This is a genomic window from Diaphorobacter sp. HDW4B (assembly GCF_011305535.1).
Taxonomy (GTDB): domain Bacteria; phylum Pseudomonadota; class Gammaproteobacteria; order Burkholderiales; family Burkholderiaceae_C; genus Diaphorobacter_A.
The window spans coordinates 4,583,895-4,596,971 of the sequence record NZ_CP049905.1; the positions used below are offsets into that span (position 1 = coordinate 4,583,895).

General features: G+C 62.5%; 11 protein-coding genes. 8 read left to right on the forward strand and 3 right to left on the reverse strand.

The annotated features are described in order from the left end of the window. Nucleotides 1-182: 182 nt before the first annotated feature. The 4 genes from G7048_RS20945 to G7048_RS20960 all read left to right on the forward strand — a co-directional run bounded on the left by G7048_RS20945 (nucleotide 183) and on the right by G7048_RS20960 (nucleotide 4,943). Nucleotides 183-1,100, forward strand: coding sequence for an SDR family oxidoreductase (locus tag G7048_RS20945; RefSeq protein ID WP_166069991.1), 918 nt, complete (start codon nucleotides 183-185; stop codon nucleotides 1,098-1,100). After that, a complete protein-coding gene (locus G7048_RS20950; RefSeq protein ID WP_166069993.1) occupies nucleotides 1,100-1,690 on the forward strand; it encodes a methylated-DNA--[protein]-cysteine S-methyltransferase in 591 nt (196 codons plus the stop codon). The genes G7048_RS20945 and G7048_RS20950 overlap by 1 nt, the downstream gene beginning before the upstream one ends. Nucleotides 1,691-1,699: 9 nt before the next feature. Continuing rightward, nucleotides 1,700-3,058, forward strand: a complete 1,359-nt coding sequence (locus tag G7048_RS20955; protein WP_166069994.1) for an MATE family efflux transporter — start codon at nucleotides 1,700-1,702, stop codon at nucleotides 3,056-3,058. A gap of 436 nt (nucleotides 3,059-3,494) precedes the next feature. Further along, nucleotides 3,495-4,943: an MFS transporter gene (locus G7048_RS20960; protein ID WP_166069995.1), complete on the forward strand. Its 1,449-nt coding sequence runs from the start codon at nucleotides 3,495-3,497 to the stop codon at nucleotides 4,941-4,943. Here G7048_RS20960 and G7048_RS20965 read toward each other — a convergent pair. Further along, a complete protein-coding gene (locus G7048_RS20965; protein ID WP_166069996.1) occupies nucleotides 4,909-6,027 on the reverse strand; it encodes an ornithine cyclodeaminase in 1,119 nt (372 codons plus the stop codon). The genes G7048_RS20960 and G7048_RS20965 overlap by 35 nt on opposite strands. A 116-nt stretch (nucleotides 6,028-6,143) precedes the next feature. Here G7048_RS20965 and G7048_RS20970 point away from each other — a divergent pair, with 116 nt between their 5' ends. Continuing rightward, nucleotides 6,144-6,593 (forward strand): Lrp/AsnC family transcriptional regulator, encoded by a 450-nt coding sequence (locus tag G7048_RS20970; protein ID WP_166069997.1) that lies wholly within the window; start codon nucleotides 6,144-6,146, stop codon nucleotides 6,591-6,593. 176 nt (nucleotides 6,594-6,769) lie between these two features. Further along, nucleotides 6,770-8,023, forward strand: coding sequence for a GGDEF domain-containing protein (locus G7048_RS20975; RefSeq protein ID WP_166069998.1), 1,254 nt, complete (start codon nucleotides 6,770-6,772; stop codon nucleotides 8,021-8,023). A 96-nt stretch (nucleotides 8,024-8,119) separates the two neighbouring features. Here the strand turns inward: G7048_RS20975 and G7048_RS20980 are convergent, their stop codons facing one another. Both G7048_RS20980 and G7048_RS20985 read right to left on the reverse strand, forming a co-directional pair. Beyond that, nucleotides 8,120-9,259 carry a DUF72 domain-containing protein gene (locus G7048_RS20980; RefSeq protein WP_166069999.1) on the reverse strand — a complete coding sequence of 380 codons (1,140 nt, stop codon included), beginning with the start codon at nucleotides 9,257-9,259 and terminating at the stop codon, nucleotides 8,120-8,122. A 33-nt stretch (nucleotides 9,260-9,292) separates the two neighbouring features. Next, nucleotides 9,293-9,691: a hypothetical protein gene (locus tag G7048_RS20985; protein WP_166070000.1), complete on the reverse strand. Its 399-nt coding sequence runs from the start codon at nucleotides 9,689-9,691 to the stop codon at nucleotides 9,293-9,295. 257 nt (nucleotides 9,692-9,948) lie between these two features. On the opposite strand from G7048_RS20985, the gene G7048_RS20990 reads away from it, so the two are divergent. Both G7048_RS20990 and G7048_RS20995 read left to right on the forward strand, forming a co-directional pair. Further along, nucleotides 9,949-10,449, forward strand: a complete 501-nt coding sequence (locus G7048_RS20990) for a hypothetical protein (protein WP_166070001.1) — start codon at nucleotides 9,949-9,951, stop codon at nucleotides 10,447-10,449. A gap of 144 nt (nucleotides 10,450-10,593) precedes the next feature. Beyond that, nucleotides 10,594-12,948 (forward strand): Tex family protein, encoded by a 2,355-nt coding sequence (locus G7048_RS20995; RefSeq protein WP_166070002.1) that lies wholly within the window; start codon nucleotides 10,594-10,596, stop codon nucleotides 12,946-12,948. The last annotated feature ends 129 nt before the right edge of the window (nucleotides 12,949-13,077 follow it).

The following is a 13,077-nucleotide window of genomic DNA, read 5'->3' on the forward strand; positions in this document are numbered from 1 at the left end:
CAAAGCCTTGCCGTACGAGAGTACTGTCTGCGGCTTTGCGTCGCGCCTGAGGGGCTGTCTTGGCGTTGGGGTGGTTGATCGTAGGGCGGCTTTCGCTTCGTGGTTTGCTGGCGCTTCGCGCGGGTCGGTTGGTGGATTTTTTGGTTCGTTGGTTATTGGTTTTTGTAGTTGGAGATGTGGGAATGATTTCGGATTTTGCGGGCAAGACTGCGGTGTTGACGGGTGCGGCTTCGGGCTTTGGGTTGGAGTGCGCGCGCATTGGGGCCCGCCTGGGGATGAATCTGGTGCTGGTGGATGTGCAGGCCGAGCCGCTGGCGGCTGCGGAGGCGGAGATGAGGGCATTGGGTGCGCCGGTGCTGTCGCGTCGCGTGGATGTGTCGGGCGCGGAGGCGATGGATGAACTGGGTGTTGCAGTGCGTGAGCGGTTTGGTGCACCGCATCTGGTGTTCAACAACGCGGGCGTGGGTGCGGCGGGGTTGATCTGGGAGACTTCTGCGCGCGAGTGGGATTGGGTGCTGGGCGTGAATCTGCGCGGTGTGGCCAATGGGGTTCGGGTGTTCACGCCGATGATGCTCGAAGCGGCGCGTGCCGATGCGAACTGGCGTGGTCATATCGTCAACACGGCCAGCATGGCGGGGCTGTTGGCCACGCCGAATCTGGGGGTCTACAACGTCAGCAAGCATGCGGTGGTGGCACTGTCGGAGACGCTGTACCAGGATCTGCAACTGGTGACCGAGCAGATCGGCGCGAGCGTGCTGTGTCCGTATTTTGTGCCCACGGGCATCGGCAAGAGCGAGCGCGTTCGGCCCGATGAATTGAATGCCGCCGAGTCCACACGCAGCCAGCAGGTGGGCACGCAGATGCTGGACAAGGCGGTTGCGAGCGGCAAGGTGACGGCCGAGGATGTGGCCAAGAAAGTCTTCGACGCGGTGGCCGCCAACCAGTTCTACATCTACAGCCATCCGCAGGCGATTGGTGCGGTGCAGACGCGCATGGAAGACATTCTGCAGACGCGCAATCCCAGCGATCCGTTTGCCGCCAAACCGCATCTGCGCGAACAACTGCGCGAGCAACTGCTTTCCGGCGGCGGAGCGCACTGATGAGCGGCACCCCGGCATGGCGCAATCACCGGCCCGTGCCGCTGGGTGCCTGCCATTTCGCGACGGAGATTGGCGATTGCGCGCTGGCCTGGTCGGATGCGGGCATCGTCGCCGTTCAACTGCCCGAGCCCGACGTGGCGCGCACGCTGGAGCGCTTGTTGCTGGGCTTGCCCATGAACCAGCCGGTGGGTGAGTTGCTTTCCATCCCTGCACCGCAGGTGGTGGTCGATGCCATCCATGGCGTGCAGGCGTTGTTGCGGGGCGAAGCGCTGGGTCTGCTGGAGATCGATCTCGACATGCGCGGCGTGCCTGAATTCGCTTGCAAGGTCTACGCACTGGCGCGCGCGATTGCACCGGGCAACACGCGCACTTATGGCGAGCTGGCGCGCGATCTGGGGGATGTGAATCTTTCGCGCGCCGTGGGGCAGGCGCTGGGTGCGAACCCGTTTGCGCCCATCGTGCCTTGTCATCGCATTCTTGCTGCGGGCGACAGGAGCGGCGGCTTTTCCGCGCATGGCGGCGCAGAGCAGAAACTGCGCATGCTGGCCATCGAAGGCGCGTGCCCCGGCGGCACTTTGCCGCTGTTCTGAACTTCATCGATGACGACCAGCAACGTACCCAACGCGCCCATCTCGCCATTGCTGCAAGGCGCGATCCTGCCGACGCTGCTCAGGCTGGCGGTGCCGAATGTGCTGGCGCTGGTGTCTTCGGTGCTGGTGGGCATTGCGGAGACGTACTACGTCGGCAAGCTCGGCACGATTCCGCTTGCGGCGATGGCGATTGTTTTTCCGTTTGCGATGCTTACACAGATGATGAGCAATGGTGCGATGGGCGGCGGTGTGTCGTCGGCCATCAGCCGTGCGCTGGGTGCGGGCGACCGCGAGCGCGCGGGCACGCTGGCGTTGCATGCGATCGCCATTGGCGCGGGCGTGGGTCTGCTGTATTCGCTGCTGTTTGTGCTGTGCGGGCCCCTGTTTTTCCAACTGCTCGGCGGCAAGGGCGAGGTGCTGCAGGAGGCCGTGCGTTACGGCCATGTGCTGTTCAGCGGCGCCATGCTGGTGTGGCTGTGCAATACGCTGGCGTCGGTGGTGCGCGGCACGGGCAACATGCGGGTGCCGTCCACCGCGGTGGGGCTGGTGGCGGTGCTGCAGATCGTGATTGGCGGCTCGCTGGGGTTGGGTCTCGGGCCCATGCCGCAATGGGGCATGACGGGGATTGCGCTCGGCAATCTGATCGCGATGGGCCTGGGCTCGCTGGTGTTGCTGGCTTACCTGCAGTGGGGGCAGAAGGTGCTCAACGTGCCGTGGGCGAACATGCGGTTTTCGTGGCCGATGTTCAAGGACATCCTGCGTGTGGGCGCGTTCGCCTGTCTGTCGCCGGTGCAGTCGGTGCTCACCGCGCTGATCATGACGGCGCTGGTGGCGCGCTTTGGTCCGCAGGCGCTGGCGGGTTATGGAATAGGGCAGCGGCTGGAGTTTCTGCTGATTCCGATTGCCTTCGGCATCGGCGTGGCCTCGGTGCCCATGGTCGGCATGGCGATGGGCGCACGGCAGATCGAGCGCGCACGTCGAGTGGCGTGGACGGCGGGCTGCGTGTCGGCGTTGGTGCTGGCCGTGCTCGGTGTGACGGTGATGCTCGCACCATCGCTGTGGTCCGCCATGTTCAGCACCGATGCGCAGGTGCTTGCCAATGCCGATCTGTATCTGCGCACCACCGGGCCGGGCTTTGCGTTTTTTGGGTTGGGACTGACGTTGTACTTCGCGTCGCTGGGCTCGGGGCGCGTGCTCGGGCCGATTCTGGCGGGCTCGGCGCGGCTGGCGCTGGTGGCCGTTGTGGGTGCGTGGCTGGCGCAAAGTGGTGGCGATTCGGCGCAGCCGCTTTTCTGGTTGGTGTTGGCCGGGATGGTGGTCTATGGCGTGGCGACGGTCTGGGCCGTATGGCGCACGCGCTGGGGCTGAGGAACCTGTTCACGATCTCCACGATGCCGCGTTGGGGCGCAATCGGGATGAGTTTGGAGTGATGGGTCGCCGCATGGGCTCGTGCCCATGCAAGAGCCAGCGCGCCAAAATCGCCCGATTTCGCCCCAACCCGAAGGGCCAGTGCCTTTGCGGGCGGTCTGCGGCGTTGCGAATCCTCGCAATAGCAGTGCTATTGCTGCGGTATCGCGCCTTGCATCCCATCCCGCAAAGACATTGGCGCGGCGCCGCGGAGATCGTGAACAGGTTCTGAGGGTCGTCGCAGGTTGCGCTTGCAGGCTTCGCCAATGGCGTAACCTTTTTCGATGGGGGGCTGTTGGCCGACGGCGTGCAGCGATAGGTGCTATTTTCTAGAATCGTCAACCAAATTGTTAGCTGCCGTTGCCCGCCCGTTGGTCTGGCAGCCCAAGAATAAAGAATGACCCGTGTGACGACCGAACCAGCCCGCGAGCAAGCCACCGACCCTGTGCCAGCCGATGGTTTGCCGCAGCCTCAGCGCAACCAGTCCATGCTGGTGATTCTGCTGGGCATTGCGCTGTCGGTGCTGGACTCGAGCATCATGAATCTGGCCTTGCCCGACATCGGGCGGCAGCTCAACGTGAGCGCCGCGCAGGCTGTCTGGGTGGTCAACGCCTACCAACTTGCCACGCTGGTGCTGTTGCTGCCGCTGGCGGCGCTGGGCGACAAGCTCGGTTATCGCCGTGTCTATCTGGTCGGCATGGCGCTGTTCTCGGTGGCGTCGGTTGGCGCGATGCTGGCGACCAGCCTGGAGACGCTGATCTTCGCGCGTGCCTTGCAAGGGCTGGGCGCAGCAGGCGTGATGAGCGTGAACGCGGCGCTCGTGCGGTTGACGTTCCCGCGCAGCGAACTGGGAAAGGGCATGTCGTACAACTCGCTGGTCGTGGCCGTGTCGTCCATGGCGGGGCCGACGATTGCTGCGGCGATTCTGTCTGTGGGCTCGTGGCCGTGGCTGTTTGCGATGAATCTGCCGCTCGGGTTGTTCGTGGTCTGGATGGGTGCCAGGGCACTGCCGAAAAATCCGATCTCCCATGCCGCTGGCCCACGCTTTTCGGTGCTCGATGTGGTGCTCAACATCGTCATGTTCACGCTGCTGTTTCTCGGTGGCGAGCAGCTTGGCGTGCAGACCGGCAGCGTGCACAACTCGCCTTTGCTGGGCGTGATTTTTCTGCTGGGCGGGCTGCTGGTCGGTGCGTTCTATGTGCGCCGATCCATGGCGCTGACTGCGCCCATGTTTCCGGTCGATCTCTTGCGCATTCCGGTGTTTGCGCTGTCCATGGGGTCATCGGTGGGCGCGTTCTGCGCGCAGATGCTGGGCTTTCTGGCGCTGCCTTATCTGCTGCTCGAAGTGCTGGGCTACAGCCATTTGAAGGCCGGTGCGCTGATCACCGCCTGGCCGCTGGCGACCGTGTGCATTGCGCCGATTGCCGGTCGGCTGATCGGGCGCATTCAGGATGGGTTGCTGGGTGGCATCGGCATGGCGATGTTTGCGCTGGGTCTGTTGTCGCTTGCGCTGATGCCGTCGCAACCCGCCGATTGGAACGTGGTCTGGCGCATGGCCTTGTGCGGCGCGGGTTTCGGGCTGTTCCAGTCGCCCAATAACCACACCATCGTGACCAGCGCACCGCTGCATCGCAGCGGCGCTGCCAGCGGAATGCTGGGGTCGGCGCGCTTGACGGGGCAGACACTGGGTGCCGTGCTGCTCGCCGCGATCTTTGCGATCTGGCCGTCGCACGATGGGTTCTCCGAATCACTGGCTTTGTGCATTGCCGCAGCCAGCGCGGTGATTTCGGGCTGCTGCAGCTCGATGCGAATCAAGCGCGGCGCAAACGCACAGGGCGCGCATTGAGCCGCAAGAGCCCGAACAGATCCTTGGGGTCATCCAGTTCGGGAATCAGCGCTATGGTTTCAAGCAAGCCCGCCTGACGTCCCAACTGGCGCATGGTGCGCAGCGCCGAATAGTCTTCGAGCGCAAAGCCGACGGAGTCGAACACGGTGATCTCCTCGCTCGATATCCGCCCCGGTGCAGCGCCCTGAATCACGCGCCAGAACTCGGTCACGGCGAAGTCAGCGGGCATCTGCTGCAGATCGCCCTCGACGCGGGTTTGCGGCTCGTACTCGACGAACACGGATGAGCGCTCCAACACGGTACGCTCCAGTTCGGTCTTGCCGGGGCAGTCACCGCCCACGGCGTTGAGATGCATGCCGGGCTCCAGCATGTGCGCGCCCACGATGATCGCGCGCGCCTTGTCGGCGGTGACCGTGGTGACGATGTCCGCACCGCGCACAGCTTCCTCGACCGAGCCGCAGACGCGCACCTGGGCACTGTATTCATGCAGATAGAACTCGATGTTGCGCAGCAGCTTGGCGCTGGCGCTTGGGTCGATGTCGAACAAGCGCAGCTCGCGCACGCCCAGCAGGCCGACAAACGCCAGCGCCTGAAATTCGCTTTGCGAGCCGTTGCCGATCAGCGCCATGCTGCGGCTGTTCTTGCGGGCGAGTCGCCGGGCCACCATCAGCGACGTGGCGGCGGTGCGCAGCGCGGTGGTCAGCGTGAGTTCGCTCACAAAACGCGGCGTGCCGGTGGCCACATCGGCCAGCGCACCGAATGCCATCACCGTGGGCAAGCCATGCTGCGTGTTGACGGGGTGGCCGTTGACGTACTTGAACGCGTAATCGACCGAGTCGGCCACGGGCATCAGCTCGATCACGCCATTGCTTGAATGCGCCGCGATGCGCGCGGATTTGTCGAAGTCCTGCCAGCGCGCAAAGTCGGCCTCGATGGCGTCGGCCATGAGGCGCAGGCACTCGACCACGCCGGTCTGCGCGATCAACTGCGCGGCATGGCTGACGCTGAGAAATTCCGTGGTTGTCTTGTTGGAGGCAGTGGTGGGCGTGGTGGGCGTGGCACTTGGCCCTCGGGCGGCAAACATGATGGGCTCCTGAAATCGCTGAGGCTCAGGTTCTCATGCCTGCATGCCAATCCAAAGGGGCTGAAATGAGCACTTTTGCTAATTTACTTGTCACTTTGCCAAGTCAGAATGACGTTATGAGCCATCCCCATCCCCTTGATGCGACCGACCAGCAACTGCTGGCCCTGCTCAGGCAGAACGCCCGCGAGAGCATCGCCACGCTGGCCACGCGGCTGGGTGTCTCGCGCGCCACGGTCACCAATCGCTTGAGGCGTCTGGAGGACGAGGGCGTCGTCGTCGGTTACACCGTGCGCCTGCGGCCCGAGGTCGAATCCAACGGCCTGCGCGCCTGGATGAGCATTGCCATCGAGGGCAACGACGCGCGCCGCGTGTCCGCGTCACTGCTCGGCGAACCGTCCGTGCAGGCGCTGCATGCCACGAATGGGCAATGGGATCTGCTGGCGGAACTGGAGGTTCGCACGCTCGCCGAACTGTCGAAGGCGCTGGAGCGCATCCGGCTGATCAAGGGGATTCGGCACACGGAGACCAGCATTCATCTGGAGACGCTGCGCGCGTCCGACGAGTAAGCCCGTTCAGTCAAGCGATCACGGAAGCCATGCGTTGGGGCTCCGCGCCCGCCTTGGGACGTCTTGTAAAAATTTCAGCCCGGCATGTATCTTTTTGTGTTGTTTGCACTAAAAATACGCGGGTGAACTCAAACAATGCGCCCGTTTCGCTGGAGCCTCGGACGCAGCCGCCTTACATGAAGTGGCTGCTGTCGGCGGCCGTTCGTCAGTCGAGCAATGCGTTGATGATCACCCATGCCGACCTGTCCGGCGAAGGGCCGTTGATCGAGTTCTGCAACAAGGCGCTGTGCGACATGACGGGTTATGCCGAAGCGGAATTGCTCGGTCGTTCGCCCCGCATGCTGCAAGGCCCGCTGACCAATCGAAAGGTGCTCGACGAACTGCGCGCATGTCTTGAAACGGGTCGCGATTTCGAAGGCGTGGCGCTGAACTATCGCAAGAACGGCTCGACGTACTGGCTGGAATGGAATGTGTCACCTGTGAGAGACGAGCAGGGCGCGATCACTCATTTCGTTTCGGTGCAGCGCGACATTTCGGCCAGAGTGCATGCCGAGCAGGAGCTCAAGCTGTTGGCGCAGGCCTTGCATGCAAGCAACGACGCCGTTCTGGTCACCGACCGGGAATTTGCCATCGTCTTCGTCAACGCGGCGTTCGAGCGCATGTCGGGCTATTCGGCGAACGAGCTGCTCGGCAAGACGCCCATGGCCACGCTGCGCAGCGGAGCGCACGAGCCCGCGTTCTATGACCGGCTGAACATCGCTCTGGACAAAGGGGAGGACTTTCGGTCCACCTTCATCAATCGGCATAAGAATGGCGGGGAATACTACGCCGAGCAGAGCATTGCGGCTCTGCGCAATGCAGAGGGGCAGCTCACGCACTACGTCTGCATCGCGAAGGACATCTCGACCATGGTCCAGCGCGAGAACATTCTGAAGGAGCAGGCCCATCGAGACCGGCTGACCGGCCTGCTGAATCGACACGCCGGAGAATCCGCGCTGCAACGCTTTCAGGTTGATGCTCAGGACAACCAACGGCCCTACAGCCTTGTTCTTTGCGACGTGGATTTTTTCAAGCAGATCAACGATCGGCACGGTCATCCAGCCGGGGATCATGTGCTCAAGCTGGTGGCCAATGTGCTTCAGGAAAGCACGGGGAGCATGGGCGAGGTGGTGCGCTGGGGTGGCGAGGAGTTTCTGCTCATCTTCGGCAAGGCCGATCTGTCTGACGTGATGAATCTGGCCGAACGGATTCGCACGTCCGTGGCCGCCTGCGACGACCCTGCCGTGGGGCATTTCTCGATTTCACTGGGTGTTGCGCGTTGGTTGCCTGGCGAGAATGCCGAGGACCTTCTTCTGCGTGCGGACTGCGCGCTGTACCGCGCAAAGCATGCCGGACGAAACCGCGTCGTGCTCGACGAGCGCAATGCGTGATGTTTGGAGGGGTGATGCGTGCAGAGAGCCTGCAAGGCTGAACCCCGAACGGCTTGTGCGATCCACAGCTAGATGGCCTGATGGGACTGTTTGAACTCATTGAGATTTTCCTGCTCTGGTGGAGTCTTGCCCCGCTGAGGGATGAACGATGGACTTCGCCAAGGATTCGACCGTCAACGGTGCACAACCTTCCGCATGGTTGCTGACCCCCACGTACACCAACTGCTTGTGTGCCGCAAAGGTGTTGACGAGTTGCCCCAGTTCGGCAAGCAATTCGGGTTCGGGGTGGTGGATGCGGTCGTAGGGCGAATACAGCTTTTCCGCTTCGGCATAGCCATAAGGCCCGTGGATGGGATGCAGATTCCAGCGGCAGACCAGCGGGCCGGGCCAGCGTTTTCTGAGCAGACGCAGTTGTTCGGACAAAGGCGGCATCTTGGCATGCAGGCCGATGCAATACGTGGCATTGCCTTCGCGCAGGGCGTTGGCGAACAGCGGCAGCATGTCGGGCGCAAGCCATTGCGGGTCGCGCACCTCAACGGCGATCACGCCATCGGGTGCGTGGGGCTGCAGCGCGGGCAGGGCGCTGAGCATGGTGCGCAGTTTGTCGATCACCTCGGGCAGGCGCTCAAGCATGTGCCAGGGCAGGGGGCTCAACTGAAAGACCAGCGCGCCCAGATTCTTGCCGAGCCCTTCGATGGCAGGCGCGATGAATTCCTGTACGGCCAATTCGGGGCTGAGGAAGGCAGTGTTGGGCTCCTTGCCGCGACCGTCTTCGCTGCGCACGAGGGCATCGGTCAGCAAGCTGGGGGCCTTGACCATGAAGCGGAAGTCCGCCGGAACCTGAGCGGCATAGCGCGCGTAGTCGCTGGCCGAGAGCGGGCGGTAGAAGCTGCGGTCGATGCTCACCGTGCGAAACAGTGGGTGCTTGGCATAAACCTCCAGTCCTTTCTTGGACAGCGTCTGCTCGGACAAGGCGGTCTGCCAGACGAGTCCTTCCCAGCCGGGGTAGCTCCAGGAGGATGTGCCAAGGCGCACGTTGGGTGGCAACGCCGCGCCAAGAGCGCGCAGTTCGTCACTCCAGTCAACGGCTTGCAGGCTGCCTTTGCGCGGGGTGGCTGCTTTTTTCTCGGTGGCTGATTCATCCGTGTCAGCCCTGGGCGCAGCAGTGTCGGCCTTGGTTTGGGGCTTGGATGGCGGCGCTGTTTCTTCTGGGGTGCCAAAAAGATCGTCTTGCATTGCGCGTCAAACTTACCATCAATTCGGCACGGTTCAGGAGAACAGGCTGCCTTCGTTCAGCAGGTCGAACGCGATTTCGGGGCGCTGCTCCATGCTCTTCTTGATGGCAGCGGGGATGGCCTGACGTGTCTTCTTGCACAGGCCCACTTGCTCATTCACCAGAATCGCAATGCCGCGCAGGCTGCGCACCTCATTGGGGCTGACGCTGATGGTCAGCTCGATGCCGAGCTGCTGCTTGAGCAGGTCTTCGAGATGTCGCAAATCCGGCAATGACACCAAATTTTCCAATCGTTGCAACAAGCGTTTTTCCTCGTCGCGGGTGAGGTGCAGCACACGCAGATCGGCATTCGGATCGTTCAGCAGCGCCTCACGTCCGCAGACGCATGCGCCGGGTGGGCATTCGGTGCGGATGGCGAAGGGCGGTGTGGGCATGAATGGCGTGAAGGGGTTGCGTGAGTGGAGACGTTCAGGTTTTGTTCAGGTGCTAACGCGAAAAATCGAAGGTTTATTTATACGGTCTCGATTGAGGGGGCTTGGAGCGAGGTTGATTTCGCTTGCAGGCGCTGTTCGCTTCAATCGTATAACAGACGCAAGAGGGCGGCTGTGGCTTGCCGGGCCAAAAACGAAAAACCAAGAACTCCATGATGTTGACTGCTGTGATGCGACCCGCCATTTGCGCTGGATTGCTTTTGACTTCTTCTTTTTCTACCTGGGCGGGCGCAGCGGATGCGTCCTCCGAAGCCACGTCGGCGCTTGCCGGTTGGACCATTGGCTACGCCCCATACACCTACCATTTCTCGGATGCGAAGAAGGAGCATGACTTCGAGCCCGAGGACGAGAAGCACAAGTACGTCTGGCTGGTCACCGCCGAAAAGCAGTTGGACGAGCGCCAGGTTGCCGGTCTGGCGCTGTTCAGCAATTCCTTTGGCCAGTTCAGCCAGTATGCGTATTGCGGCTGGATGTTTCGTCCGTTCGACAGCACCCAGTCGCTTTATTTCAAGCTCACGGGCGGCGTGATCCACGGCTACAAGTACCCGTACAACAAGAAGATTCCGCTCAACAACAAGAACGGCTGGGGCGTGACCGTCATTCCGGCTGTGGGCTGGGATTTCAATCGCAACTGGGGTGTTCAGCTGAATCTGCTGGGCAATTCCGCGTTGATGGTCCAGGCCAACTACACCTTCCGCTGAGTGGGTTCTTGGCATCGACCACGCGTAAACGATTGCTGACATACGCGTGGGCGACTCGCTCGGGAGCGGGTGGCTGGCTGTGGCAAACTCTGCTGTTTCGCCTCCATCTTCCATTGACAGCTCCTTGCGAGCCGAAGTTAGTTCATGCAGCAGATCACACGGCAGTTGGCCGCAGAAATCAAAATCTCCGAATCTCAGGTACGCGCAGCCGTCGAGCTGCTGGATGGCGGGGCCACGGTCCCGTTCATCGCGCGTTACCGCAAGGAAGTGACCGGTGGCCTCGACGACATCCAACTGCGTGAGCTGGAGGCCCGTCTGTCCTATCTGCGCGAGCTGGAAGACCGCCGCGTCGCCGTGCTCAAGGCCATCGACGAGCAGGGCAAGCTGACCGACGCGCTGCGTGCTGCGATCGCCGCCGCGCCGACCAAGCAGGAACTCGAAGACATCTATCTGCCGTTCAAGCAGAAGCGCCGCACCAAGGGCCAGATCGCCAAGGAGTTCGGCATCGAGCCGCTGGCGGACAAGCTGTTTGCCGACCCATCGCTCGATCCGCAGGAAGAGGCCAAGGCCTTTTTGAAACCAGCGGAAGTGCTCGACGATGGCAAGCCCGGTGCGGACTTCTCGACCGTGCCAGCGGTGCTCGACGGCGTGCGCGACATTCTCTCCGAGCGCTGGGCCGAAGACCCGTCGCTCGTGCAGAACCTGCGCGAGTGGCTGTGGAGCGAAGGCCTTCTGCGCAGCAAGAAGGTCGATTCGAAGAACGAAAACGACCCCGAGGTTGCCAAGTTCCGCGACTATTTTGAATACGACGAGCCGATTGGCCGCATCCCTTCGCACCGCGCGCTGGCGGTGTTCCGTGGCCGCGCGCTCGAAATTCTCGAAGCCAAGCTGGTGCTGCCGGTCGAGCCAGAGCCGGGCAAGCCCAGCATCGCCGAAGGCCGCATCGCCAACCATCTGCAGTGGAGCCATGCTGCGCGCAAGTCGGACGATCTGATCCGCAAATGCGTGGCCTGGACCTGGCGCGTGAAGCTCGGCCTGTCGACCGAGCGCGATCTGTTTTCGCGTCTGCGTGAAGATGCCGAAAAGATCGCGATCAAGGTGTTTGCCGACAATCTGCGCGATCTGCTGCTGGCCGCGCCTGCGGGCCCACGCAACGTGATGGGGTTGGATCCCGGCATTCGTACCGGCGTGAAGGTGGCGGTGGTCGATGCGACCGGCAAGCTGGTCGAGACCGCAACCGTGTTTCCGCATGAGCCGCGCAAGGACTGGGAAGGTTCGCTGCACACGCTCGGCAAGCTGGTCGAAAAGCATGGCGTGAACCTGATTGCCATCGGCAACGGCACGGCCAGTCGCGAGACCGACAAGTTGGCTGCCGATCTGATCAAGATGGCGGCCAAGGTGGAAAAGCACATCGAAAAGGTGGTGGTCAGCGAGGCGGGTGCGTCGGTGTACTCCGCCAGCGAATACGCTTCCCAGGAAATGCCCGATGTGGACGTGAGCCTGCGTGGTGCTGCGTCGATTGCGCGCCGCTTGCAGGACCCGCTGGCCGAACTCGTGAAGATCGAGCCCAAGAGCATTGGCGTGGGCCAGTACCAGCACGATGTGAACCAGAGCGAACTGGCCCGTTCGCTGGAGGCCGTGGTCGAAGACTGCGTGAACTCGGTGGGCGTGGACCTGAATACGGCCAGCGTTCCGTTGCTGTCGCGCGTTTCCGGCCTGTCGTCGAGCGTGGCCAAGTCGGTCGTGCGCTGGCGCGAGGCCAATGGCGCGTTCAAGAGCCGCAAGCAGCTCATGGATGTGAGCGGCCTTGGTGCCAAGACCTTTGAGCAATCCGCAGGTTTCCTGCGCATTCGTGACGGCGAGAATCCGCTGGACATGACCGGCGTTCACCCCGAAACCTATGCCGTGGTCGAGCAGATCATCGAGAAGACCGGCAAGCCCGTGAACGAAATCATGGGCCGCGCCGACATGCTCAAGACGCTCAAACCCGAGCTGTTCGCGAATGAGAAGTTTGGCGTGATCACGGTGAAGGACATTCTGGGCGAACTCGAAAAACCGGGCCGTGATCCACGTCCCGACTTCAAGGTCGCGCGCTTCAACGATGGCGTCGAGGACATCAAGGACCTGAAGGAAGGCATGATCCTCGAAGGCACGGTGAGCAATGTGGCGCAGTTCGGCGCGTTCGTGGACCTCGGCGTGCATCAGGATGGCCTCGTGCACGTGAGCCAGTTGAGCCACAAGTTCGTGACCGACGCGCGCGAAGTGGTGAAGACCGGCGATATCGTCAAGGTCAAGGTGCTGGAGGTCGATGAGGCCCGCAAGCGCATCAGCCTGACGATGAAGCTCGACGCCGCTCCCGCTCGCCGCGATGGCCCGCGCGACAACCGCTTTGAAGGAGCGGCTCGCGGTTATGCCCAGCCTCAGCGCCGCAGCAATGAGCCTGCGCCGCAGTCGGCCATGGCTTCCGCGTTCTCGAAATTGCAGCAACTCAAGCGCTGAAGATCGCCTGAAAGCGGCAATACGCGCATATAAGCGTGAGAGATTGTCATCGGTTGCGACAGTCCCGCCATTGGGGCTGTTGCACACCGTGAACATGCGTTAACAATTTCACGAAAGGCTCACGGCAGC

What these genes read in the sequence shown, in the direction of transcription:
- G7048_RS20955 (WP_166069994.1), top strand. Translation starts at nt 1,700, where the DNA reads ATGACGACCAGCAACGTACCCAACGCGCCCATCTCGCCATTGCTGCAA.
- G7048_RS20960 (WP_166069995.1), top strand. Translation starts at nt 3,495, where the DNA reads ATGACCCGTGTGACGACCGAACCAGCCCGCGAGCAAGCCACCGACCCT.
- G7048_RS20950 (WP_166069993.1), top strand. Translation starts at nt 1,100, where the DNA reads ATGAGCGGCACCCCGGCATGGCGCAATCACCGGCCCGTGCCGCTGGGT.
- G7048_RS20975 (WP_166069998.1), top strand. Translation starts at nt 6,770, where the DNA reads ATGAAGTGGCTGCTGTCGGCGGCCGTTCGTCAGTCGAGCAATGCGTTG.
- G7048_RS20945 (WP_166069991.1), top strand. Translation starts at nt 183, where the DNA reads ATGATTTCGGATTTTGCGGGCAAGACTGCGGTGTTGACGGGTGCGGCT.
- G7048_RS20995 (WP_166070002.1), top strand. Translation starts at nt 10,594, where the DNA reads ATGCAGCAGATCACACGGCAGTTGGCCGCAGAAATCAAAATCTCCGAA.
- G7048_RS20970 (WP_166069997.1), top strand. Translation starts at nt 6,144, where the DNA reads ATGAGCCATCCCCATCCCCTTGATGCGACCGACCAGCAACTGCTGGCC.
- G7048_RS20965 (WP_166069996.1), bottom strand. Translation starts at nt 6,027, where the DNA reads ATGTTTGCCGCCCGAGGGCCAAGTGCCACGCCCACCACGCCCACCACT.
- G7048_RS20985 (WP_166070000.1), bottom strand. Translation starts at nt 9,691, where the DNA reads ATGCCCACACCGCCCTTCGCCATCCGCACCGAATGCCCACCCGGCGCA.
- G7048_RS20980 (WP_166069999.1), bottom strand. Translation starts at nt 9,259, where the DNA reads ATGCAAGACGATCTTTTTGGCACCCCAGAAGAAACAGCGCCGCCATCC.